Origin of the sequence: Stenotrophomonas sp. RG-453, from assembly GCF_033843685.1 — a bacterium.
Lineage (GTDB): Bacteria > Pseudomonadota > Gammaproteobacteria > Xanthomonadales > Xanthomonadaceae > Stenotrophomonas > Stenotrophomonas bentonitica_A.
Genome location: NZ_JAMYED010000006.1, coordinates 51,698 through 74,011 on the forward strand (window position 1 = coordinate 51,698; position 22,314 = coordinate 74,011).

Sequence of the window (22,314 nt, forward strand, 5' to 3'; positions counted from 1 at the left end):
GCTCAGCGCTCCCAGGGTGCAGGCGTGCTCAACAGTTTCCTGATGGCCGCGTTGTTTTCCAGCGGTGCATCCAGCAACGCATTAAAGCGTCGCAGCTGCTGAGGATCCAGGGAGAACTGTGTCTGGTCCGCGAGTACCTCCCGCGCCTTCTCACAGGCAGCATCCAGAATGAACTCGGTTCGGCTCACCCCGGTAACCTCAACGGCGCGGTCGATCAGCGCCTGCTTGTCGGCGGGCGCCCGGAAGTTGATGACTTTGCTGGCGAGGGCCACGGGAGGCGCTCCGGAGGTCTGTGCATACAATGTACACACAACTGGATGATCGCTCAACGGCTCCCCCCTCTTCTCAGATCGTAAGGCAAGGGTAATCCGTTGGCTCTCCATGGAAAATCGGGAGTTTCCCCGGAAAACCGTAGGCCTGAGCGCCCCGCGAATGGGGGCGCCCCCACCCGTTACGCCGCCTCGCTGATCCGCGCCGCCCGCCGTGCCCGCACTGCCTCGGCAAGGCTCTCCAGCACCGCCAGCGAGCTGTCCCAGCCGATGCAGCCATCGGTGATGCTCTGGCCGTAGGTCAGCGGCTGGCCGTCCACCAGGTCCTGCCGGCCGGCCACCAGATGACTCTCCACCATGACGCCGACGATGCGCTCTTCGCCATTGGCCAGCTGCGCGTTGATGTCGGCGATGACCTTGGGCTGGTTCTCCGGATTCTTGCTGCTGTTGGCGTGGCTGGCATCGATCATGATGCGTGCGGCCAGGTGCGACTTGGCCAGCGTCTGGCTGGTCGCTTCCACGTGGTCGGCATCGTAGTTCGGCGTCTTGCCGCCGCGCAGGATCACGTGACAGTCCGGGTTGCCGGCGGTGGCCACGATGGCGGTGCCGCCTTCCTTGGTCACCGACAGGAAGTGATGCGGGTTGGAGGCCGCACCAATCGCATCGGCAGCGATCTTGATGTTGCCGTCGGTGCCGTTCTTGAACCCGACCGGGCACGACAATCCCGATGCCAGTTCGCGATGCACCTGGCTTTCGGTGGTCCGCGCGCCGATCGCGCCCCAGGCGACCAGGTCGGCGATGTACTGCGGCGAGATCACGTCGAGGAATTCAACGCCGGCCGGCAGGCCGAGCTTGTTGATGTCGCGCAGCAGACCGCGCGCCACGCGCAGGCCCTTGTTGATGTTGAAGCTGCCGTCCAGGTCCGGATCGTTGATCAGGCCCTTCCAGCCCACCGTGGTGCGGGGCTTCTCGAAGTACACGCGCATGACGATTTCCAGCTCGTCGGCGTAGGCATCGCGCAGCGGCTTGAGGCGCTGAGCGTATTCGATGGCGGCCACCGGGTCATGGATCGAGCACGGGCCGATCACTACCGCCAGGCGGTCATCGCGGCCGTGCAGGATCTCGTGCAGGGCCGTGCGCGAGGCGCTGACCGTATCGGAGGCTTCATCGTCGCAGGGCAGCATGGCCAGCAGCTGGGCCGGCGGGGTCAACGGTTCGATCTTGCGGATGCGCAGGTCATCGGTGTGCGGGGGCATGGGGGAAAACTCCTTGGAAGTGGGGGTCCCCAGCGCGGCGGCAACAAAAAAGCCGCCAGGTGCGCTGGCGGCTTTCGGGAATGCGTCTGAAGGTTTCTTCAGGGTGAGCGCATGCCTTCCTCCGCCGGTGGCTTCGGAAAGTAATACCAAAAGTAGGAATTGGCGGGGCGTGCGTTCATTGGGGAGTATTGATAACACAGGGGTTTGGAGGTGCCAACTGTTTCATTCGCAACTGCGGCATCGGTTCAGGCCCCTCCCCGCGAGCGGTGCGCTCACCCCCGCGGCAACGCCGCCAGCTCGGCCAGGTGCTGCTGCAGCGTGCCTGCTGCCCCCACCGCGTGCGTCGTGGTGAAGTACTCGTGCCACCCGGTAGCGCCGATCGCGGCCAGCAAGTCATCGGCATCGAGCCGTTCGGCGCACTGCCACACCGCATAGAACTGCTCGGCCGTGGTGTGCGGAACGTCCTGTTCGATGCGGCCCATCGCCACCGGCGTGATGCGGGCCGGATCCACGTGCTGCATGCCGGCGCCGATGCGGGCGAAGAACGCCCCGCGCGACACCGGGTCCAGCGCGGTCCAGGCGGGGGTGGCGGTGTAGAGCTCGATCAACATGTGCGACATGGCATTCCTTGAGGTCAGAGCGAGCGCAGTGCGCGCTTGCGGATATAGGTGTTGGCCGGATCATCGGCGTGGTGCTGCTGCCATTCGCTGCACAGCGCGCGGACCCAGTCAGGCTGGCTTTTGCCCGCATCGTTCAGCCAGTTGCCGACTGAATCCTGCACATAGCGCGAGGCATCGCAGCACAGCGCCTGCAGCAGCGGCAGCGCGTGTTGCGGCTCCTGCTTGAACAAGGTGATGTGCGCAGCCCACACGCCCCGCGGGCGCAGCGCTTCGCAGGCGAAGCGACGCACGTTGGGTGAGACGTCGGTGGTCCAGCCGTGCAGGTGCGCGAGTACACGCAGGGGTTCGGCGACAACATGCGGACGCACGGCCAGCCATGCCCACTCGCGGACGCCGAAGTGCGCATCGTCGGCCAGTGCGCGCAGCGCATCCAGCTTGTGCTCCAGTGACAACCCCGGGTCGCTACCAATCAGATAGCAGGCCCAGCCACGTACCGTGTCACTGGCATGGCGCGACCACCGCGCGTGATCGCCGTGTCCGTGCACGCGCAGCAGCGTGGCGGCGCCCTGCATGCGCAGGGTGATGCCGCGCTTGGCAGCGTTGCGCATCGGGGTGATCGCCGACGCGGGCAAATCAGGGGCGACATTGGCCATCAGCTTGGCGAAATCGACGGCCAGCACTTCGGTCAGATGCGTGGCTTCGGCTTCACCGCGATCCAGCTGTCCGCGTCGCTCGCGGGTGACGGGCGGTTTCATGCGGCACGTCCTGCGTCAGTGCGCGACCACACGCGTTGCAACAGCGTGCTAAGCGTGCGCCGTTCCCTGGGGCTGATGTCGGCGAACAGCGAGGCGATCCAGTCGGTCTGCTGGTCGAACAGTTGCGCAGCGAGTGCCTGACCCGCCGGGGTCAGCCGTACATGGATGCGGCGTTTGTCATCCGGATCACTGTGGCGGCTCACCAGGTGTTCGCGCTCCAGGCCATCCAGCAGGCCGGTAACGGTGGCACGGGTGACGCCGGCGCGCTCGGCCAATTGGTGGGGCGACAAGGCCGTATCCGCACCGCGCAGCAGGAACAGGAGCACGAAACGCCCTTCGCTCAGGCCCAGCGGTGCCAGACGACTCGCGCAGTCCTGGTCGATCGCACTGGCCAGCGACAGCACCTGGAAACACAGCGCCAATTCCCCCGTATCCGGCTGGCCACGACGCGCCAGTTCGGTCAGGAAAGCCTGGTGTTTGATTTCCAGCATGCAGGCGGATCCGGAATAGTACGGCGGCTAATTATACCGCTCCTGCGACTTGTCTGACACCCCGCCGCGCTTTACCTCGCCCCGGTGACAGGCGAAGATCCGGGCCAGGATCAACCACAAGGATGCGTAGATGACCCCTTCCCAAGCTGACGCGATCGCCCAGGCCATCCTGCGGCCGGACGACAAGCGCGAGGCCGTCCAGCAACGTCAGCGCGCGCAGGCGCAGCACCTGGCGCGGCAACGCGTTGCCGCCGCCGTCAGCCTGGTCGGCATGGCGCTCGGCGCGGCGGCAGCGATATGGCTGCCCATGGCGTACGCGCAGGGAATGTTGGTGGGCGGCGCACTGTCCTTCCTGCTTGCGCATCTCGGCCTCGCTTGGCGCGAGCGTCGGCGCGCGGTGCGTTCTGCGGCCTGACACATGCCGCGCCGCCCCGCATGGCGGAGCGGAGGGCATGCCTACCAGCGCGTGCCGGCCGGCAGCGCCCGGTCATGCGAAGGAAACAACGGCAGTACGTACTCGGCCAGTTCCTGCAGCACCTCGGCCGCCGGGCGCTGCGAGAACTGGATGCCCAGCGCAGCATGGTTCACGCCGGCACGCTGCCACTCGCCCAGCAGATCGATCAATCCGTTGCGGCCGGTTCTCAGCGTGTAGCCGCCATTGAGCGGCGTGCGGGGATGGTTCGGGTCCTCGACCAGATCCAGCCATTCGTTGGTGACATGCGGGCGGAAGCCACCGTCGGGGATGAGACGGCGCCATGCCTGGATCTTGTCGGCCAGGCGCCGCGGTCCGCCCGCGTGATGGGTTGCCTCGGGATAGGTCAGCCAACCATCGGCATGCTGCCCGACCCAGTCCAGTGTCTGGCGCGAGGTGCCGGTCACCAGCAGGGGAATCGCCCCGGCCACCGGCTTGGGCAACAGCTCTACGCCCTGCAGCGCGCCCAGTGGCGAGTCGATATGCAAGGGACCGTGCTGCATCAGCTGCCTGACGTACAGCACCGAATCGGCGAAGCGGTGGCCGCGGTCGGCATGCTCCAGACCGTACGCGGGGAACTCGACCGGACGATCGCCGGAGGCGATGCCCAGCACCAGGCGCCCACCGGACAGCTGGTCGATGGTGGTGGCCGACTTGGCCAGATCGATCGGGTGGCGCAGCGAGAAGATCGCACTGCCCGTGGCCAGCGCCAGCCGCTTCGTGCGTGCCGCCAGGAAGGCCAGATAGGTAAACGGATCGAACACCTGCCCGGCATCGCCGAACAGAGGATCGAACAGCGGCACATCGCGCACCCAGGCCGCAGCGAAGCCGTCACGGTCGAGCTGGCTCACCAGATCCGCCTGCCCGGCCAGCACCTGCATGTCGCCTTGATAGAAGCGCAGGGGCAGGAACACACCCAGCGTCAGCGCCCCCTCGCGGAACATGCGCTGGTAACCGGCATGGCGGGCGAACGTCGGTGCGGATGCGCCGGTCAGTGGCGCCTGCATCGGGGTGATATCAGTCAACAGGGTCATCGTGGTCGTTCCTGGGTCAGGGGCCGGTGGCCGGTTCGGGGAGCAGCACCCCACGCTGTACGGCGGGCCGCTGCGACATGCGCGGGTGCCACGCACTCAGGTGCGGGTAGGCGCTGAAATCGAAGCCGATGAGCCGGGCGATATGGGTCCAGCCATAGCCGGCGATATCGGCGATGGAGTACGCCTCGCCTGCCAGCCATGAGCGGCCTGTGAGGCGCTGGTCCAGGGTGGCGAAGAACTCGGCGCTCAGGCGCCGGTAGCGTTCGATGGCGGGTGCGTAGGGCGCGTCGGCGAACATCTCGAAGTGCACGCGCTGCCCAAGGATCGGCCCGACGCTGGCCGAGTGGAACATCAACCAGGTGATGGCCTCCGAGCGCGAGCGTGGCGCGTCGGGCAACAGCCGTCCGCTCTGCTCGGCCAGATACAGCAGGATGGCGGCGGATTCGAACACGGTGATACCCGTCGCCTCGTCGACCAGCACCGGAATGCGGCCATGCGGATGCAGTTGCAGGAAATCGGGATGGCGGTGCTCACCTTCGTCGATGCGCACGTGATGCAGTACGTAAGGGAGGCCGAGTTCTTCCAGCGCGATGGTGATCTTGAAGCCGTTGGGCGAGCTGTCGGTGTACAGGTGCAGCGAAACGGGGGACACAGCGGTCTCCTTGGCAGGCGGAACAGCGGGCGGGGGTCGCGTAGCAGGGCTGGATCAATGCAGCTGGACTAAACGACATCGATTCAACATGATCACGATGCTACGCAGGCCAACGCGCTCTGTAGAACGATTCTTCCTGCACTGCCAAGAGAGAAAATCTAAGGTCATGAGCGCCGTCCTTCCCCTGCTCGCACTGCGCGCCTTCGTCGAAACCGGTCGTCATGGCAGCCTCAAGGCCGCTGCTGCGGTCATGGGGGTCACGCCGGGGGCGATCAGCCAGCAGCTCAAACTGCTGCAGGCACGCACCGGCGTTGTGCTGTTCACCCGCACCCCTCACGGGGTCGCACTGACCCCGGCCGGCACACAGGTGCACCCTGCCCTGCTGCGCGCGTTCGATCAGATCCAGGACAGCATGGCCACGCTGGACGCCATCCACGCGCGGCAGACCCTCACCCTCAGCACCGTGCCCAGCTTCGCCGCCTCCTGGCTGGTGCCACGGCTGGGCCGGTTCACCGAACGCCACCCGGCGATCGAAGTGCGTGTGGAGGCCTCATCGGCGCTGGCGAATCTGCGTCGCGATCGCATCGACATCGCCATCCGCCACGGTCTCGGCGAGTATCCCGGCCTGGTCTCACGCCCGCTGGCGGCGCCGGTGCTGTTGCCGGTGGCCTGCCCGGCACTGCTCGCCGACGGTCCACCCATCCACTCGGCGGTGGACTGCCTGCAGTACCCGCTGCTGCAGGATTCAGACCGCAGTGACTGGTCGCTGTGGCTCCGCGCGCTCGGCCTGCCATCCGATCCGCGCATCGAACGTGGCCCGGCGTTCGATGATGACGTGTTGCTGATCCGCGCCGCAGAAGCGGGCCAGGGCATCGCGCTGGTGCGTGACCTGTATGTGGAATCCGAAGTCGCCAGCGGACGGCTGGCCGTCGTACTGGATCAGCCGTGGCCGACGCGGTTTGCGTACTACGCCGTCACCCTGCCCGGCGCCGAGGAGACCCCGGCCATCGCGGCATTCCTGCGCTGGCTGGAGGATGAGATCCAGGCGCCGACCAGCGCGCTGTGAGCCCGTGATGCGCGCACAAAAAAACCCCGCCTTCCGGCGGGGTTTTTCGTACTGCGTTGGCGCATGGCGGGTACCGACCAACGGTGGGTACCTACCGCTCCGATGCGTGCCGACCGATGGCCGGCATCTACATTAGAAGTCCATGCCGCCCATGCCACCCATACCGCCCATGCCGCCGCCAGCTGCGCCAGCGCCGTCATCCTTCTTCGGGGCTTCGGCAACCATGGCTTCGGTGGTGATCATCAGGCCAGCGATCGAGGCCGCGTTCTGCAGCGCCGAACGGGTCACCTTGGTCGGGTCCAGGATGCCGAATTCCAGCATGTCGCCGAACTCGCCGGTGGCGGCGTTGTAGCCGAAGCTGCCGGTGCCTTCCTTGACCTTGTTGACGATCACGGACGGCTCTTCGCCAGCGTTGGCCACGATTTCGCGCAGCGGGGCTTCCATCGCGCGCAGGGCGATCTGGATGCCGTGGTTCTGGTCTTCGTTGGCACCCTTCAGGCCGCTCAGCGCGGTGACCGCACGGACCAGGGCAACGCCGCCGCCCGGGACCACGCCTTCTTCAACGGCTGCGCGGGTCGCGTGCAGGGCGTCGTCGACGCGATCCTTCTTTTCCTTCATTTCGATTTCGGTCGAGGCACCGACCTTGATCACGGCAACGCCGCCGGCCAGCTTGGCCACGCGTTCCTGCAGCTTCTCGCGATCGTAATCCGACGAGGTGTCTTCGATCTGGGTCTTGATCTGGGTGACACGCGCTTCGATGTTGGCCTTCTCGCCGGCGCCATCGATGATCGTGGTGTTTTCCTTGGAGACCTGCACCTTCTTGGCGCGGCCCAGGTCCTTGATCGTCGCCTTTTCCAGCGACAGACCGATTTCCTCGGAGATCACGGTGCCGCCGGTCAGCACGGCCATGTCTTCCAGCATCGCCTTGCGACGATCACCGAAGCCCGGTGCCTTGACGGCCACGACCTTCACGATGCCACGGATGGTGTTGACCACCAAGGTGGCCAGCGCTTCGCCTTCGATGTCTTCGGCGATGATCAGCAGCGGCTTGCCGGCCTTGGCGACGCCTTCCAGCACGGGCAGCAGGTCGCGCACGTTGGAGATCTTCTTGTCGTGCAGCAGCACGTACGGATCGTCCAGGTCAGCGGTCTGCGACTGCTGGTTGTTGATGAAGTACGGGGACAGGTAGCCACGGTCGAACTGCATGCCTTCGACGACGTCCAGCTCGTTGTCCAGGCCCGAGCCTTCTTCAACGGTGATGACGCCTTCCTTGGTCACGCGGCGCATCGCTTCGGCGATGATGTTGCCGATCGACTCGTCCGAGTTGGCCGAGATCGTGCCGACCTGGGCAATGGCCTTGTCGTCAGCGGTCGGCTTGGAGATGTTCTTCAGCTCGGCGACGGCGGCGATCACGGCCTTGTCGATACCGCGCTTGAGGTCCATCGGGTTCATGCCGGCAGCGACGGCCTTGGCGCCTTCGCGGATCAGGGCCTGGGCCAGCACGGTGGCGGTGGTGGTGCCGTCGCCGGCGTCATCGTTGGTGCGCGACGCGACTTCCTTCACCATCTGCGCGCCCATGTTCTCGAACTTGTCAGCCAGTTCGATTTCCTTGGCGACGGAGACGCCGTCCTTGGTGATGGTCGGCGCGCCGAAGCTCTTTTCGAGCACGACGTTGCGGCCCTTCGGGCCCAGGGTGGCCTTGACGGCATTGGCGAGAACGTTGACGCCGCGAACCATGCGGGCGCGGGCGTCTTCACCGAAACGAATATCTTTGGCAGCCATTGCGATTACCTTTTTATGTAGAGCCGGGCCATGCCCGGCTGCTTGAACGGGAGGAAGTGCGGAAGCGCCGGCACGGGGCCGGCCGCATCACTCAGCCGACGATGGCGAGGATGTCGTCTTCGCGCAGAACCTTGAACTCGACGCCTTCGGACTTGTAGCTGCTGCCGGCGTACTGGCCGTAGATGACCTTGTCACCGACCTTCAGCGACGGCGCGCGCACGCTGCCGTTGTCCAGGGGCTTGCCCGGGCCGACGGCCACGACTTCACCCTTGGTCGACTTTTCCTTGGCGGAATCCGGAATCACGATGCCGCCGGACGAGATTTCGTCGGCTTCGATCGGCTTGACTACGACGCGGTCATGAAGCGGCTTGATGCTCATGTGAGACCCTTTTAAGTTGTTGATTGGTCTAGGAAAGTCTGGCGATGTTAGCACTCGCACAGGGCGACTGCCAGCCACGCTCACGAAAAAACCCGACGGTGCGGGACAGAGCAGAGATGGTGCTGGCCCCTGTCCTTTCAAGGGCAGCCGATCGGATTTTTTTGCCGGCCGGTGGCCGAACGTGAATGTTTGACGCAGTTCTCAGTGCGAAAGGTCGAATCCGACAGGGCGGCGGATGTGTCATCTGGATTGCGTAGATTCGAGCGGCACTGACCAATCACAAGGAGCCGTAGATGAGGTTGCTGACGCCGCTGTCCCTGGCCTGCCTGCTGGTACTGGCCACCAGCCCGGCCCGGGCCGATGTATTCATCAATGAACTGCATTACGACGACAGCACCCCGGCCGGGGATGTGGGCGAGGCGATCGAGGTGGTCGCCACCGCCGGTGAGGACCTGTCCGGCTACCGGCTCTACCTCTACAACGGCAGCAATCCCTCGGCCGCCGCGGTCTACGCCGACAACGCGGTCCCGGCCGGCACCGCCAGCTGCGGCAGCGCGCGGCTGGCCACGGTCAGCTACCCGACCAACGGCCTCCAGAACGGTCCCAACGATGGCATCGCCCTGGTCGATGCCAGCGGCAAGGTGGTCCAGTTCCTCAGCTACGAGGGCACCATCACCGCGGCCGGGGGACCCGCCGCGGGCCTGACCAGCCAGAACATCCCGGTCAGCGAGACCAACAGCACCGCCCCGGGCACCTCCCTGCAGCTGACCGGCACCGGCAGCCAGTACGCGCATTTCACCTGGGCCGAATCGGCCGGGCAGACCTTCGGCGCCTGCAACCACGGTCAGACCTTCAGCGGCGGCGGCCCGACCGGCCCGAATACCGCGCCCTCGGTCACGGCCACCACCCCCGAACAGGGCGCCAGCACTTTCCCGGCCGCGGCCGACCTGAGCGTCACCTTCAGTGAGCCGGTCACCCTCTCCAGCGGCGCGTTCGCGCTGAGCTGCGGCCAGTCCGGCACGGTCGCGCTGAGCCATCCGACCACCGGTACCCGCTTCACGCTGGCCACCAACACCGCGCTGGTGGCGGGGGAAGCCTGCCGCTTCGATATCCGCGCCACCCGCGTGAAGGATGCCCAGGGCGCGCGCCCGGCCGCCGATACCCGCATTGCGTTCACCGTGGCCACCGCCACCACGCCCGACCCGGGCAATCCGGGCAACCCCGGCGAGTACTACGCGAAGGTGAACACCTCCAGCCCCAGCCAGCTGCGCTGCTCGCTGCACGAGACCATCAAGGGCCACACCGCCTACCCGTACAGCGGCTCGGGCACCAGCACCTGGACGATCCTGGAGATCGCCGACGAAGATCCCAACAACAGCGGCAACATCCTCGATGCCTACCGCAACCGCAGCTACGCCAAGGTCAGCGGGCGGGCCGGCACCGGCAGTGGGCTGACCTACAACCGCGAGCACACCTGGCCCAACTCGCTGGGCTTTGCCAGCACCACCGGCGACAAGGGCCTGCCCTACGCGCCGTATACCGACACCCACATGCTGTACCTGACCGATGCGCAGTGGAATGCGGACCGCGGCAACAAGCCCTATGCCAAATGCGACAGCAACTGCGGTGAGCGTGAGACCGAATCCAACAACGGGTCCGGCGGCGGCAGCGGCGGCTACCCGGGCACCTCCAACTGGGTGCGCACGCCCGATGGCAATGGCGGCTCGTTCGAAGTGTGGGGCCACCGCAAGGGCGATATGGCGCGTGCGGTGATGTACATGGCGATCCGTTATGAAGGCGGTAAAGATGCGAAAACCGGCCAGTCCGAGCCCGATCTGGAGCTGACCGACGACCGCAGCAAGATCGTCAAAACGTCGGCCTCGCCGGCCTACATGGGCCTGCTCTCAACCCTGATCGACTGGCACCTTGCCGACCCGCCGGACGCGGCAGAACGCGCTCGCAACGAGGTGATCTTCAGTTTCCAGGGCAACCGCAATCCGTTCATCGACCACCCCGAATGGGCCACCCCGGCGCTGTTCACCTCGGCCAGGCCGGCCACCTGCCAGCTGGCCAACTGAGCCCGGCCGACCGGCGCCCCCTCGTGGCGCCGGTCGGACCATTGGCCTCCAGCGGTCCTATACTCGGCGGTCATGTCGATTGCCGATCCCGTCTTCCTGCTGTTCACCACCTGCCCCGACGTGGCCTGCGCCACGCGGCTGGCACATGCGCTGGTGGACGAACGCCTGGCCGCGTGCGTGACGCGCCTGGACGGGGCGCACTCGACCTACCGTTGGCAGGGCGAGGTCACCGAGGACCACGAGGTCCAACTGTTGATCAAGACCACCGGCAGCCGCCTGGATGCCGCGATCGCGCGCGTGCAGGCCCTGCATCCATATGAACTCCCCGAGTGCATCGCGGTCGAAACCCGCGCCGGCCTGCCGGCGTACCTGGATTGGATTCGGGCGCAGACCCGTGAGGAAAGTGATTGATGACGCTGTTTCGTCGTGTTGCCGCGCTGTGCGCGTTGCTCGTGGTCTCCCTGCCGGCCTGGGCCGTCAGTGAAAAAGACCTGCTCCCGGTCGATGAGGCCTTCGGGCTTACTGCGCAGGCGCGTGACCGCGATCGCGTGGAGATCAGCTGGAAGATCGCCCCGGGCTATTACCTGTACCGCCACCGCACCACGGTCAAGGCCGAGGCCGGCTTCGATGCCGAGGCGCTGCAGCTGCCGGCCGGCAAGAAGCACCACGATGACTTCTTCGGCGAGGTGGAAACCTACCGCGAGCGCCTGACCGGTGTCCTGCCCGGCAAGGCCGCCGACGGCGCCGACACCGTCACGCTGGAAGTGCGCTACCAGGGCTGCGCCGATGCTGGCGTGTGCTACCCGCCGCAGAAGCGCACGCTGCAGGTGAAACTGCCGGGCGGTGGCAGCGGCGCGGCCAGCACCGCCCCGGCTGCCGCCAGCGCTGCTGCCTCCCCGTTCAACAACCCGCTGGCCGGCAACAGCGGCACCGGCCTGCGCCTGCCCGGCACCAGCACCACCCAGGCGCTGCCGCTGCCCTCCGAGCGCGCGTTCGGCTTCGATGCGATCGTCGGCGATGGCAATACCGTGCTGCTGCGTTTCACCCCGGCGCCGGGCTACTACCTATATCGCGACCGCACCTCGCTGGCGCTCGAAGGTGCCCCGGGCATCCGCGCGGACAAGCCCACGTGGCCGGCTGCCAAATCGCACCGCGATGAACACTTCGGCGATGTCGCCGTGTATTTCGACCAGATCGATGTGCCGCTGCCCCTGCGCCGCAGCACCGCCGGTGCGACCGACGCCACGCTGGTGATCACCTTCCAGGGCTGCCAGACCGATGGCATCTGCTACCCGCCGATGACGCGCCGGGTGAAGCTGGCGCTGCCGGCCGGCACGATCAACGCCAAGGCCGATGAGGTCGCGCAGAAGACCGAGGTCATCGCCCCCCTGCCCAATCGCGACAAGCGCGACCAGGCCCGCAGCGACGCCGGCAGCCAGCCGATGCTGATCCGCCCGAACGAACCGGCGCTGGCCGTGCCCGGCGATACCGCCACCCCGCCCGATGCCAGTGCCGACAACGCGCAGCGCACCCCGCCGCCGGTGGCACCGGCCGCCGCACCCGGCAACCTGCTGGTGCTGCTGCTGTTCGCCGTCGCCGGTGGCCTGATCCTCAACCTGATGCCGTGCGTGCTGCCGATCCTGTCGCTGAAGGTGCTGGGCGTGGCGCAGAGTGGCGAGAGCCGCCAGCGCGCGCGCAGCCATGCGCTCTGGTACACCGCCGGCGTGCTGGTGGCGTTCGCTGCCATCGGCGCCCTGGTGATCGCGCTGCGGGCGGCCGGCCAGGCCGCGGGATGGGGCTTCCAGTTGCAGCACCCGTGGTTCATCGCCGCGCTGGTGTACCTGATGTTCGCCGTGGGCCTGAGCCTGTCGGGCGTGTTCACCCTCGGCGGCAGCCTGGGTGGCATGGGCCAGTCGCTGGCCTCGCGCAGCGGTCCGGTCGGCGATTTCTTCACCGGCGTGCTCGCCTGCGTGGTGGCCAGCCCGTGCGTGGCTCCGTTCATGGGGCCGGCCCTGGCCTACGCCTTCGCGGCACCCGGCCTGCAGGCGATGCTGGTGTTCCTGGCGCTCGGCCTGGGCCTGGCGCTGCCATTCCTGCTGATCGGCTTCGTGCCCTCGCTGGCGCGCCGCCTGCCGCGCCCCGGTGCGTGGATGGAAACCCTCAAGCTGGTGCTGGCCTTCCCGATGTACGGCACCGCGATCTGGCTGCTGTGGGTGCTGGGCAAGCAGCGCGGCGTGGACGCCATGGCGCTGGTGCTGGGCGGCCTGGTGATCCTGTCGCTGGCCCTGTGGTGGTTCGAACGCAGCCGCTGGCGCAGCCAGCGCGTGGGCGGCCTGCTGGCCCTGCTGTTGGTGCTCGGCGCGCTGTACCCGATCTGGGGCGTGACCCGCCTGGATCCGCCGGCCAAGGCCGCACAGTCGGCCAGCGACAACGTGGTGGAGTACTCGCCGCAGATGCTGGACCGCCTGCGCCAGGACAACCGCGTGGTGTTCGTCAACATGACCGCCGACTGGTGCGTGACCTGCAAGGCCAACGAGCGCGCGGTGCTGGGCACCGACGCCTTCCGCGATACGTTGCGGCGGACCAACGCGGTCTACATGCGCGGCGACTACACCAATGTCGACCCGCAGATCACCGCCTTCCTGGATGAGCACAAGGCCGTCGGCGTGCCGCTGTACGTGGTCTACGGCCCGGGCGCCCCGCCCACCGTGCTGCCGACCGTGCTGACCCAGGCGCTGGTGGAAGAAGCGCTGCTGCGGACCGCGCGATGAGCCTGCGGCCACCACGGCGGACGGTCGTGGTGGTCGTGATCGCGGCCGTGCTGGGCATCGGCGCCGGCGTCTGGTTCGCCGGGCATGACGAGCGCCCGGCCACTGCCCCGCCACCGCCACGGCCGGCGGTGGTCGCGGCCCAACCGGGGGATCCGATGCCGGCGATCACCCTGCCGGACCTCCAAGGGAAACCGCAGGACCTGGCCAGCTTCCACGGGCGTCCGCTGCTGATCAATGTCTGGGCCAGCTGGTGCGGCCCCTGCGTGGAGGAAATGCCCGCGCTGACCGCCTTTGCCGATGCCCAGGGCGCTACCGGCGTGCAGGTGCTCGGGCTGGCGCTGGATACGCCCGAGGGCGTGCGCGATTTCCTGACCCGCGTACCGGTCGCCTATCCGATCGTGCTCGATACCCCCGGGCCGGCCGATGCCAGCGTGCGGCTGGGCAATGCGCAGGGGCTGCTGCCGTATTCCGTGCTGATCGACGCGCAGGGGCGCATCGTGAAACAGAAGCTGGGGCCGTTTGCGGCCGGCGAAATCGAGGCCTGGGCAACGCCCTGACGCGCTTGGGCGAAGTGGCTGTTTGATCGGGGGCCCTACGGGCCCGACCTGGGCTATTGACCGCCTCCGGCCTGCGCCCAACAATGACGAGATCCATTCTCATCCACCGCCGGGCGCGCTTCGCCTTGCCGCCGGACCGCCCCCATGTTGAAGACCATCATTTTCCAGCTGCACTGGCTGCTGGGCATTACCGCCGGCACCGTGTTGGCGGTGATGGGCCTGAGCGGGGCCACGCTGGCCTTTGAAGACGAGATCATGCGCGCGGCCAACCCGGCCCTGGCGCAGGTGGTGCAGCGGCACGCGGCGGGCGAGCAGCCATTGGCCCTGACAGAGCTGCTGCCACGGCTGCAGCAGGGCATGCCACAGCCGCTGCAGCGGCTGCGCGTGGACGCCACCGGGCAGCGCCTGTCGGTGGCGCGTTTCGAAGGCGGCCAGGCGAATTGGCGCTATTTCGATCCGTACACCGGCACCGTGCTCACCGGGCTGAAGGGGCTGGACTTCTTCGCCTTCGTCGAGGATCTGCATCGCCACCTGGTCAGCGGTGAGCGCGGCAGCCTGATCACCGGCAGCTGCGCGATCGCGCTGGTGTTCTTCTGCCTGTCCGGCCTGTACCTGCGCTGGCCGCGGCGCTGGTGGCACTGGCGCACCTGGCTGGCGGTGGAGTGGGCGCGCAGCGGGCGCAGTTTCCTGTGGAGCCTGCACTCGGTGGTCGGCACCTGGGTGCTGCTGGTCTACCTGATGATCGCGCTGACCGGGCTGTGGTGGTCGTTCGACTGGTACCGCAAGGGCGCAACCGCATTGCTGGGCGGCCCCGCGGCCGAGCAGACCGCGCCGCGCACCCGTGGCGGCCCACTGGACCTGCACAAGGTGCAGACCACGCTGTACGCCTTGGAAGGCGTGCGGCGCGGGTACATCGATCTTCGTTTCCCGGCCAAGCCAGGCCGTGCGCTCACCAGCCGCGTGCAGGGAAGCAACACCGCGCACGACCGCGCGCAGGACATCCTCCAGCTCGATCCGTCCACGGGTGCCCTGCTCTCCTACGAGCCTTACCGCAGCAAGACCGTTGGCGGCAAGATCATCGTCAGTGTGTTCGCGCTGCACTCGGGCAGCTTCTTCGGGCTGCCGGGGCGGATCATCGTGATGCTCTCCAGCCTGGGCATGCTGGTGTTCTTCATCACCGGCTGGATGCTCTACCTGGACCGCCGCCGCAAGAAACGCGACGTGCGCGCCTCGCGCCTGCCACTGGCGACCGCCATCGGCACCGGGAAGCCGTGGCTGGTGGCATTCGCCAGCCAGAGTGGCTTTGCCGAACAGCTGGCCTGGCGCACGGCTGCACAGCTGCAGGCGGCCGGCCTGCCGGTGCACGTCCGCCCGCTGGCGCAGGTGGATGCCGCAGTCCTGGCAGACACGGACACCGCGTTGTTCGTCATCAGCACCTTCGGCGATGGCGAAGCACCGGACGCCGCGCGTGCCTTCGAGCGTCGGGTGCTGGCGCACGCCGCTGCGCTGCAGGGAATGAGGTATGCCGTGCTTGGGCTCGGTGATCGCGAGTACGCCCGCTTCTGTGGTTTCTCGCGCCAGGTGGACGGCTGGCTGGCGGCGCAGGGCGCGCAGCGGCTGTTCGCCAGCATCGAGGTGGATCGCACCGATGCGGTGCCACTGGCGCAGTGGCAGCAGCAGCTGGCCCTGCTGACCGGCGTTGAGGACCACACGCCGCTGCCGGCGCCGGTCGCGCTGCAGCCGTGGGCACTCGGTGCGCGAACCGTGCTCAATCCGGGCAGCGCCGCCGGGGCGATCTGGCAGGTGGCACTGCACCCGCCGGCCCACGCGCACTGGCAGGCCGGTGACATCCTGGAGATGGCGCCCCGCCACGCGCGTGCCCACGTGCTGGCGGCACTGGCCCGCAACGGCCTGGATCCGCAGGCACCGGTGACGGTCGATGGACGGATCACGACGCTGCTCGAAGCGGCTGCCGCGCGCGTGCTGCCGGAGGCTGTGGAGCCACGTGATCCCGCCGCCGCAGCCGATGCCGCGCGCTGGCTGGCGCGGCTGCCGGCGCTGCCCCATCGCGAGTACTCGATCGCCTCGGTACCGGCCGATGGGGCCGTGCAGCTGGTGATCCGCCTGACCGCGCTGCCCGACGGCCGCCATGGGCTGGGCTCTGGCTGGCTGTGCGTGCATGCCACCGAGGCGGAGAGCATCGCGGCCCGGGTACGTCGCAACACCGGCTTCCATCGCCATCCCGAGCATGCCCCGATGCTGCTGATCGGCAACGGCACCGGTATCGCCGGCCTGCGCAGCCTGCTGCGCGAAGCGGACGCACAGGGCGACCGCGGGCACTGGCTGGTGTTCGGCGAGCGCACCCGCGCGCACGATTTCCTCTATCGCGAGGAGATCGAGGCCTGGCAGGCGAAGGGCCACCTGAGCCGCGTGGACCTGGCATTCTCGCGCGATGCCGAGGGTGGCGGCTATGTGCAGGATCGTCTGCGCGCCGCACCGGAGGCACTGCGCGCATGGGTGGATCTGGGTGGCAGCATCTATGTGTGCGGCTCGCTGCACGGCATGGCCGAAGGCGTCGATGCGGTGCTGCGCGAGGTACTGGGCAACGATCCGGTCGATGCCCTGCTCAACGACGGACGCTACCGTCGCGATGTGTACTGAGCAACGCCCGGCCGCTCAGGGGAACCAGCGGCGCAGATAGCGCGCCGTCGCCCCCTGCGTGGCCCGGCTGACCTGTGCCGGCGTGCCCTCGGCCACGATCCGCCCGCCCTCTTCGCCAGCCCCCGGCCCCACATCGATCACCCAGTCCGCATCGGCCACCACGCGCAGGTCGTGCTCGACGACCACCACCGTGTTGCCGGCATCCACCAGACCGTGCAGCTGCGCCATCAGCTTGTCCACGTCGGCCGGATGCAGGCCGGTGGTCGGCTCGTCCAGCACGTACAGGCTGCTGCCGTGCTGGCTGCGCTGCAGCTCGGTGGCCAGCTTGATCCGCTGCGCTTCGCCGCCGGACAGCTCCGTGGCGGGCCGGCCCAGGCGCAGATAGCCCAGCCCGATATCCCGCAGCAGCTGCAGCGGCCGCTGCACCGGTGGCTCGTCGGCGAAGAACGCCAACGCCTCCTCCACCGTCATCGCCAGCACCTGCGCGATGTTGCGCCCGTTCCACTGCACCTCCAGCGTCTTGGCGTTGTAGCGCTGGCCATGACAGGTGGGGCACGGCGCGTAGACGCTGGGCATGAACAGCAGTTCGACGTGAACGAAGCCCTCGCCTTCGCAGGTCTCGCAGCGGCCGGCGGCGACGTTGAAGGAGAAGCGGCCGACGCTGTAGCGCCGCGCCTTGGCCGAGCGTGTGCCGGCGAACAGCCGGCGCACATGATCGAACAGGCCGGTATAGGTCGCCAGATTCGAGCGCGGCGTGCGCCCGATCGGCTTCTGATCCACATTGACCAGGCGTTTGATCGCCTTGGCCCCGTTCAAGCGGCCACGGGTGCGTTCGATGCGGCTGGGCTGCGGCAACTCGCTGTCGGTTTCCTCGGTCAGCGGCTCCTGGCCCAGGTGTTCGCCCACCAGCTCCACCAGTGCCTGGCTGACCAGACTGGACTTGCCCGAGCCGGAGACGCCGGTGACTGCGGTGAACGCACCAAGCGGAAAGCGCGCCTCCACGCCATGCAGATTGTTGCGGTGGACGCCCTGCAGGCCCAGCCAGCCGGACGGCGCGCGCGGCGTGCGGCGCGTGCCGGTGGTGTCCTGGAACAGATACGGCGCAGTGACCGAGGCTTTGACCGTGCGCAGGCCGTCCGGCGGCCCGCTGTAGAGCACCTGGCCGCCATGCTGCCCTGCGCCGGGGCCGACATCCACCAGCCAGTCCGCGCGGCGCAGCATCTCCAGATCATGCTCGACCACGAACAAGGTGTTGCCGCCGGCCTTGAGCTGGGCCAGCGCGTCGTACAGGGCCTCGCCATCAGCCGGATGCAGGCCGGCGGTAGGTTCATCCAGCACGTACACCACGCCGAACAGGCTGGATCGGATCTGCGTCGCCAGGCGCAGGCGCTGCAGCTCGCCCGGCGACAGCGTCGGGGTCGCGCGGTCCATCGACAGATAACCCAGGCCCAGCGACTGCAGCGTGCCGATCCGCTCGACCAGATCGTGCGCGATGCGCTGTGCCGCGATGCGTTTCTCTTCGGACAGATCCGGCGTGCGGCGTACATCACTGCCGCCGGCATGCGCATTGCCACCGGCGGCGACGCGCTTGGCGGTGGCCTGCCGGCCTGCGCTGCGGCTGCGTGTGGCCGTGGCGGCCGGTGCATCGAAGTGACCTTCGGCCGCAGGACGCAGCGCCTGCGCCATCGCACTGAGCGGCAGCTGCGACAGCGTGCCGATGTCCATGCCGGCGAATGTCACCGACAGCGCCTCGCGCTTCAACCGGCGGCCATCACAGACCGGGCACTGGGCGCCGATCATGTAGCGGGCCACGCGCTTTTTCATCATCGCGCTCTGCGTGGTCGCAAAGGTGTGCAGCACATAGCGGCGCGCACCGCTGAAGGTGCCCATGTAGCTGGGTTCTTCCTTGCGCCGCAGCGCGGCGCGGGTTTCGGCCGGGGTGAAGCCGGCGTAGACCGGCACCACCGGTTGTTCCTCGGTGAACAGGATCCAGTCACGCTGTTTCTTGGGCAGATCGCGCCAGGGAACATCCACGTCGTAGCCCAGCGTGACCAGGATGTCGCGCTGGTTCTGCCCGTGCCACGCCGGCGGCCACGCGGCGATGGCGCGCTCGCGGATGCTCAGCGACGGATCGGGCACCATCGATTGCTCGGTCACCTCATACACGTAGCCCAGGCCGTGGCAGTTCGGGCAGGCGCCCTGCGGCGTGTTCGGCGAGAAGTCTTCGGCGTACAGCATGGGTTGCCTGGCCGGATAGGTACCGGCGCGCGAGTACAGCATCCGCAGCAGACTCGACAACGTGGTCACGCTGCCGACGCTGGAGCGCACGCTGGCGGTGCCGCGCTGCTGCTGCAGGGCCACGGCCGGTGGCAGCCCTTCGATCGCATCCACATCCGGCACGCCGACCTGGTCGATCAGCCGGCGCGCATACGGCGACAGTGATTCCAGGTAGCGGCGCTGTGCCTCGGCGTAGAGCGTGCCGAACGCCAGCGACGACTTGCCCGAGCCGGAGATGCCGGAGAACACCACCAGCGCATCGCGCGGGATCTCGACATCCACATTCTTCAGGTTGTGTTCGCGTGCACCCCGGACGCGCACGAAGGCATCCGGGGCAGTGGGAGGCGACGGCCGGCGCGTGGATTTCTTCATACGTGGACAATAGCGAACCACAGCGCCGGCTCACCGCCGGTGAAGAACGGTGAGCGCGGCCTTGACGCAGCCTCAGGCCGTCGCCCGCACACGCGCCGGCGGCGGTGGCGTCACGACGAAGGCATCCACCGCTTCGCCCAGCAGCGAGGCCTGGCGGTCCAGGGCGCGCGCCGAGGCCGAAGCCTCTTCCACCAGCGCCGCATTCTGCTGCGTGCTGCCATCCATCTGCAGCAACGTCTGGCTCACCTGCTCGATGCCCGCCGTCTGCTGCTGCGACGCGGCTGAAATGCTGGCCATGATCGATGTCACCCGCTGCACGCTGCCGACGATCTCACCCATGGTCGCACCCGCGTCATCGACCTGGCGCGTGCCGGCATCGACCTTCTCTACCGAGGCGTCGATCAGCTGCTTGATCTGGCGCGCAGCGTCGGCACTGCGCTGTGCCAACAGGCGTACTTCGCTGGCCACCACCGCGAAGCTGCGCCCCTGCTCGCCGGCCCGCGCCGCTTCCACGGCGGCGTTCAGGGCCAGGATGTTGGTCTGGAACGCGATCCCGTCGATCACCCCGGTGATCTCCCCGATCCGCCGCGAGGACAGGGCGATATCGGCCATGGTGGTGACCACCTGCGCCACCGATTCGCCACCGCGGGCCGCAACTTCGGCCGCGCGGATCGCCAGTTGGTTGGCCTGCTGCGCTGAATCCGCGTTCTGCCGGACGGTGGCCGAGAGCGCCTCCATCGACGAGGCCGTCTCTTCCAGGTGCGCCGCCTGGCGCTCGGTGCGATCGGAGAGGTCGTGGTTGCCGGCGACGATCTCCCCGGCGGCATGGTTGATCGCCAGCGACGCCTGCTGGATGCGCGCGACGATGTCGGTCAGCTGCATCACCGTGGCATTGGCATCGTCGCGCAGGCGAGCGAACACGCCGTGGAAGTCACCGTGCATGCGGACGCGCAGATCGCCCTGCGACAGCGCCGAGAGCAGCCCCTGCAGCCCGGACAGATTGCTCTGGAAGGTATCGAGCAGGTGGTTGATGCTCAGGGCCAGGGTTTTGACGAAGCCCTGCTTGTCGTCCACCGAGATGCGCCCGTGCAGTTCCCCCCGTGCGGCGGCGTCCACCAGTGCGGCGACTTCGTTTTCCACCGTGGTTTCCAGCGCGCGGCTGCGCCACTCCACCGCTGCGCCCAGCAGCTGGCCGTGGTCCACGATCGGGGTGATCACCAGCTGGTAGCGGATGCCCGCGTGCTCGATCTCGCGGCTGGCGCGCTGGCCGGCCTGCAGCGTCGGCACCAGGGTGGCGAAGGCCAGATGCAGGGCGGCAGCCGGTTGGCCGCTCCAGTCCGCGTGCGTGAGCTGCAGTTCGGCCAGCAGCGCCTGGTTGAGGAAACCGATCTGCCCCTCACCGTCGAGCACCATCACCCCGGTCTGTGCGCAGTCCAGCGCCTGGCGGGCACGGGTGTTGTCGCGCGCGGCCGCGCGCTCGGCGTCGATCCGCTCACGCAGGCGGTGCTGCATGTGGCGCAGGCGCGCGGCCAGCTGGCCGATTTCATCGTGCGGATTATGCAGGGGCAGGACGGTGTCGAGTCGATCCTCGGCGATGTCCTCGGCAAAGCGCAGCGTATCGGTGATCGGCTGGCGGACCGCGCGCAGCACCAGCAGCAGCGTGGCGATCAGCACCACCGCCACCAGCAGCAGGGTCAGCGCGAACACGACCCCCATGGTGCTGGCCCGCGCGGCCTGTCGCTCACGTGCCGCCGCCAATGCCCGCGTCTGTGCCTGTTGCAGCGCCTGCAGACCGGGGCCGATCTGGGCGGCGGTCTCAGCCAGTGACTGCGCTTCCACATCCAGCCCGATGCGGGCAGCGGTATAGGCCAACAGCGCGCCCTGGTAGTCGTCCATCTGCGTGCGCAGCGCGTCCTGCGTGTCTGCGCCCAGCCGCGCCTGCGCCAGCGCCAGATCAAACGGCAGCTTCTGTTCGCTGGCACGATCGGTGTGCGCCGAATCACCGGTGAGCAGCAGCAGGCTTTCCTCGCGCCGCATCTTCTGCAGCAGGGCCATCAGCACCGGGCTCGCGCTGCTCTCGACGCTGGCTTCCAGCGTGGCGGCCGCGGCCTCCAGCTGCGCACGCAGGCCGGCATCACCGCGCCCCATCTCATCCACCCGGGCATTCAATGCGGTGATGCCCTCGGCGAAGTCACCCGCACGCACCGCCAGCTCGCGCAGCGCCCCGGCACTGCCGGCATCGTGCGGATCGCGCTGCAGGTGCGCCAACGTTGTCTGCAGGCGCTGCTGCGCGGCCTGCAGGGCCTCCCGGTCAGCATCTTCGAAGGTGCTGGCATACCGCGTCTGCAGCCGCCGTGCATCGGCGATCTCGGTCGCCAGCGTGGCGGCCCGTGCCGCCTCCTGCTGATGCGCCGCGAACGCCTCGGCGGCGCGCTCGTTATCATGGCGCGTCCAGCCGTACACGACGGCCACCGCGAACAGGCCCAGGCCGCAGATCAGCAGGCTGGCCCTGAGTTTTTGTGCCACGCTGAGACGACCGAGCCCGGCCAGCCGGGACGGCGGGGCCAGACGGAAGCGGAACCGGTCGCCCAGGCGGGCGACGAACAACGACAGGCGGCGGGGGACGGCCGACATCACGTACTCCAGGCGGAAGGACGCATCGATATCGGCGGGTTTTGGATGAACTTTAGGGCCCATCTCAACCAGCGGCCATGGCGTCGCCAGCGGCTCCCGTTGTAAGCGAGCCAGACGACGAAGTGATGACGGTCCGGCGACGAGCGCCCTGCGGCTCGGGGTATCCCTCGCAGGGACAGCGCCTTCAC

Annotated in this window: 18 protein-coding genes; 7 read left to right on the top strand and 11 right to left on the bottom strand. The window is 68.1% G+C overall.

The window, feature by feature from the left end:
• Window positions 1-2 precede the first annotated feature (2 nt).
• From NJD74_RS12655 to NJD74_RS12675, 5 genes are all read right to left on the bottom strand, one after another.
• Complete coding sequence (locus NJD74_RS12655; RefSeq protein WP_070426052.1) at window positions 3-272, bottom strand: DUF1778 domain-containing protein; 270 nt, start codon at window positions 270-272, stop codon at window positions 3-5.
• A 179-nt stretch (window positions 273-451) separates the two neighbouring features.
• The gene (gene aroG / locus NJD74_RS12660) at window positions 452-1,525 is read right to left on the bottom strand and encodes a 3-deoxy-7-phosphoheptulonate synthase AroG (RefSeq protein ID WP_070472152.1); all 1,074 of its coding nucleotides are present in this window, start codon (window positions 1,523-1,525) and stop codon (window positions 452-454) included.
• Window positions 1,526-1,797: 272 nt separating this feature from the next.
• Window positions 1,798-2,145, bottom strand: coding sequence for a DUF6616 family protein (locus tag NJD74_RS12665; protein WP_319624293.1), 348 nt, complete (start codon window positions 2,143-2,145; stop codon window positions 1,798-1,800).
• Between the two features lie 14 nt (window positions 2,146-2,159).
• Entirely contained in the window at window positions 2,160-2,900 is a 741-nt protein-coding gene (locus NJD74_RS12670) for a DNA alkylation repair protein (RefSeq protein ID WP_319624294.1), read from the bottom strand.
• Complete coding sequence (locus NJD74_RS12675) at window positions 2,897-3,391, bottom strand: MarR family transcriptional regulator (protein ID WP_070472158.1); 495 nt, start codon at window positions 3,389-3,391, stop codon at window positions 2,897-2,899. Before NJD74_RS12675 ends, NJD74_RS12670 begins: the two co-directional genes overlap by 4 nt.
• A gap of 130 nt (window positions 3,392-3,521) precedes the next feature.
• On the opposite strand from NJD74_RS12675, the gene NJD74_RS12680 reads away from it, so the two are divergent.
• Complete coding sequence (locus NJD74_RS12680) at window positions 3,522-3,806, top strand: hypothetical protein (protein ID WP_319624295.1); 285 nt, start codon at window positions 3,522-3,524, stop codon at window positions 3,804-3,806.
• A gap of 41 nt (window positions 3,807-3,847) precedes the next feature.
• Here the strand turns inward: NJD74_RS12680 and NJD74_RS12685 are convergent, their stop codons facing one another.
• Window positions 3,848-4,897 (bottom strand): LLM class oxidoreductase, encoded by a 1,050-nt coding sequence (locus NJD74_RS12685; RefSeq protein ID WP_319624296.1) that lies wholly within the window; start codon window positions 4,895-4,897, stop codon window positions 3,848-3,850.
• Between the two features lie 16 nt (window positions 4,898-4,913).
• Entirely contained in the window at window positions 4,914-5,549 is a 636-nt protein-coding gene (locus tag NJD74_RS12690) for a glutathione S-transferase family protein (RefSeq protein ID WP_319624297.1), read from the bottom strand.
• 166 nt (window positions 5,550-5,715) lie between these two features.
• Here NJD74_RS12690 and NJD74_RS12695 point away from each other — a divergent pair, with 166 nt between their 5' ends.
• On the top strand, window positions 5,716-6,615 hold the full coding sequence (locus tag NJD74_RS12695) for a LysR substrate-binding domain-containing protein (RefSeq protein WP_070472167.1): 900 nt from the start codon (window positions 5,716-5,718) through the stop codon (window positions 6,613-6,615).
• 132 nt (window positions 6,616-6,747) lie between these two features.
• On the opposite strand, the gene groL is transcribed toward NJD74_RS12695, so the two are convergent.
• Entirely contained in the window at window positions 6,748-8,397 is a 1,650-nt protein-coding gene (groL, locus tag NJD74_RS12700; RefSeq protein WP_019183552.1) for a chaperonin GroEL, read from the bottom strand.
• Window positions 8,398-8,488: 91 nt separating this feature from the next.
• On the bottom strand, window positions 8,489-8,776 hold the full coding sequence (locus NJD74_RS12705) for a co-chaperone GroES (RefSeq protein ID WP_019183551.1): 288 nt from the start codon (window positions 8,774-8,776) through the stop codon (window positions 8,489-8,491).
• Between the two features lie 293 nt (window positions 8,777-9,069).
• Here NJD74_RS12705 and NJD74_RS12710 point away from each other — a divergent pair, with 293 nt between their 5' ends.
• The 5 genes from NJD74_RS12710 (at window position 9,070) to NJD74_RS12730 (ending at window position 16,843) form a co-directional block, all read left to right on the top strand.
• Window positions 9,070-10,854, top strand: coding sequence for an endonuclease (locus NJD74_RS12710; RefSeq protein WP_070472170.1), 1,785 nt, complete (start codon window positions 9,070-9,072; stop codon window positions 10,852-10,854).
• 72 nt (window positions 10,855-10,926) lie between these two features.
• The gene (gene cutA, locus NJD74_RS12715) at window positions 10,927-11,265 is read left to right on the top strand and encodes a divalent-cation tolerance protein CutA (protein WP_019183549.1); all 339 of its coding nucleotides are present in this window, start codon (window positions 10,927-10,929) and stop codon (window positions 11,263-11,265) included.
• Complete coding sequence (locus NJD74_RS12720) at window positions 11,265-13,625, top strand: protein-disulfide reductase DsbD domain-containing protein (protein ID WP_019183548.1); 2,361 nt, start codon at window positions 11,265-11,267, stop codon at window positions 13,623-13,625. Before cutA ends, NJD74_RS12720 begins: the two co-directional genes overlap by 1 nt.
• Window positions 13,622-14,182 carry a TlpA disulfide reductase family protein gene (locus NJD74_RS12725; protein ID WP_070426064.1) on the top strand — a complete coding sequence of 187 codons (561 nt, stop codon included), beginning with the start codon at window positions 13,622-13,624 and terminating at the stop codon, window positions 14,180-14,182. Before NJD74_RS12720 ends, NJD74_RS12725 begins: the two co-directional genes overlap by 4 nt.
• A 144-nt stretch (window positions 14,183-14,326) precedes the next feature.
• Window positions 14,327-16,843, top strand: a complete 2,517-nt coding sequence (locus tag NJD74_RS12730; protein ID WP_319624298.1) for a sulfite reductase flavoprotein subunit alpha — start codon at window positions 14,327-14,329, stop codon at window positions 16,841-16,843.
• 15 nt (window positions 16,844-16,858) lie between these two features.
• Here NJD74_RS12730 and NJD74_RS12735 read toward each other — a convergent pair whose 3' ends face one another.
• Together NJD74_RS12735 and NJD74_RS12740 are read right to left on the bottom strand one after the other, a co-directional pair.
• The gene (locus tag NJD74_RS12735) at window positions 16,859-19,441 is read right to left on the bottom strand and encodes an excinuclease ABC subunit UvrA (RefSeq protein ID WP_319624299.1); all 2,583 of its coding nucleotides are present in this window, start codon (window positions 19,439-19,441) and stop codon (window positions 16,859-16,861) included.
• 123 nt (window positions 19,442-19,564) lie between these two features.
• Window positions 19,565-22,126: a methyl-accepting chemotaxis protein gene (locus tag NJD74_RS12740; RefSeq protein ID WP_319624300.1), complete on the bottom strand. Its 2,562-nt coding sequence runs from the start codon at window positions 22,124-22,126 to the stop codon at window positions 19,565-19,567.
• Window positions 22,127-22,314 lie beyond the last annotated feature (188 nt).

Excerpts from the sequence above, each read along its gene's own strand:
- NJD74_RS12710 (WP_070472170.1), top strand. The coding sequence starts at position 9,070 with ATGAGGTTGCTGACGCCGCTGTCCCTGGCCTGCCTGCTGGTACTGGCC.
- aroG (WP_070472152.1), bottom strand. The coding sequence starts at position 1,525 with ATGCCCCCGCACACCGATGACCTGCGCATCCGCAAGATCGAACCGTTG.
- NJD74_RS12720 (WP_019183548.1), top strand. The coding sequence starts at position 11,265 with ATGACGCTGTTTCGTCGTGTTGCCGCGCTGTGCGCGTTGCTCGTGGTC.
- NJD74_RS12725 (WP_070426064.1), top strand. The coding sequence starts at position 13,622 with ATGAGCCTGCGGCCACCACGGCGGACGGTCGTGGTGGTCGTGATCGCG.
- NJD74_RS12665 (WP_319624293.1), bottom strand. The coding sequence starts at position 2,145 with ATGTCGCACATGTTGATCGAGCTCTACACCGCCACCCCCGCCTGGACC.
- cutA (WP_019183549.1), top strand. The coding sequence starts at position 10,927 with ATGTCGATTGCCGATCCCGTCTTCCTGCTGTTCACCACCTGCCCCGAC.
- NJD74_RS12675 (WP_070472158.1), bottom strand. The coding sequence starts at position 3,391 with ATGCTGGAAATCAAACACCAGGCTTTCCTGACCGAACTGGCGCGTCGT.
- NJD74_RS12705 (WP_019183551.1), bottom strand. The coding sequence starts at position 8,776 with ATGAGCATCAAGCCGCTTCATGACCGCGTCGTAGTCAAGCCGATCGAA.
- NJD74_RS12680 (WP_319624295.1), top strand. The coding sequence starts at position 3,522 with ATGACCCCTTCCCAAGCTGACGCGATCGCCCAGGCCATCCTGCGGCCG.
- NJD74_RS12670 (WP_319624294.1), bottom strand. The coding sequence starts at position 2,900 with ATGAAACCGCCCGTCACCCGCGAGCGACGCGGACAGCTGGATCGCGGT.
- NJD74_RS12740 (WP_319624300.1), bottom strand. The coding sequence starts at position 22,126 with ATGTCGGCCGTCCCCCGCCGCCTGTCGTTGTTCGTCGCCCGCCTGGGC.
- NJD74_RS12730 (WP_319624298.1), top strand. The coding sequence starts at position 14,327 with ATGTTGAAGACCATCATTTTCCAGCTGCACTGGCTGCTGGGCATTACC.
- NJD74_RS12685 (WP_319624296.1), bottom strand. The coding sequence starts at position 4,897 with ATGACCCTGTTGACTGATATCACCCCGATGCAGGCGCCACTGACCGGC.
- groL (WP_019183552.1), bottom strand. The coding sequence starts at position 8,397 with ATGGCTGCCAAAGATATTCGTTTCGGTGAAGACGCCCGCGCCCGCATG.
- NJD74_RS12695 (WP_070472167.1), top strand. The coding sequence starts at position 5,716 with ATGAGCGCCGTCCTTCCCCTGCTCGCACTGCGCGCCTTCGTCGAAACC.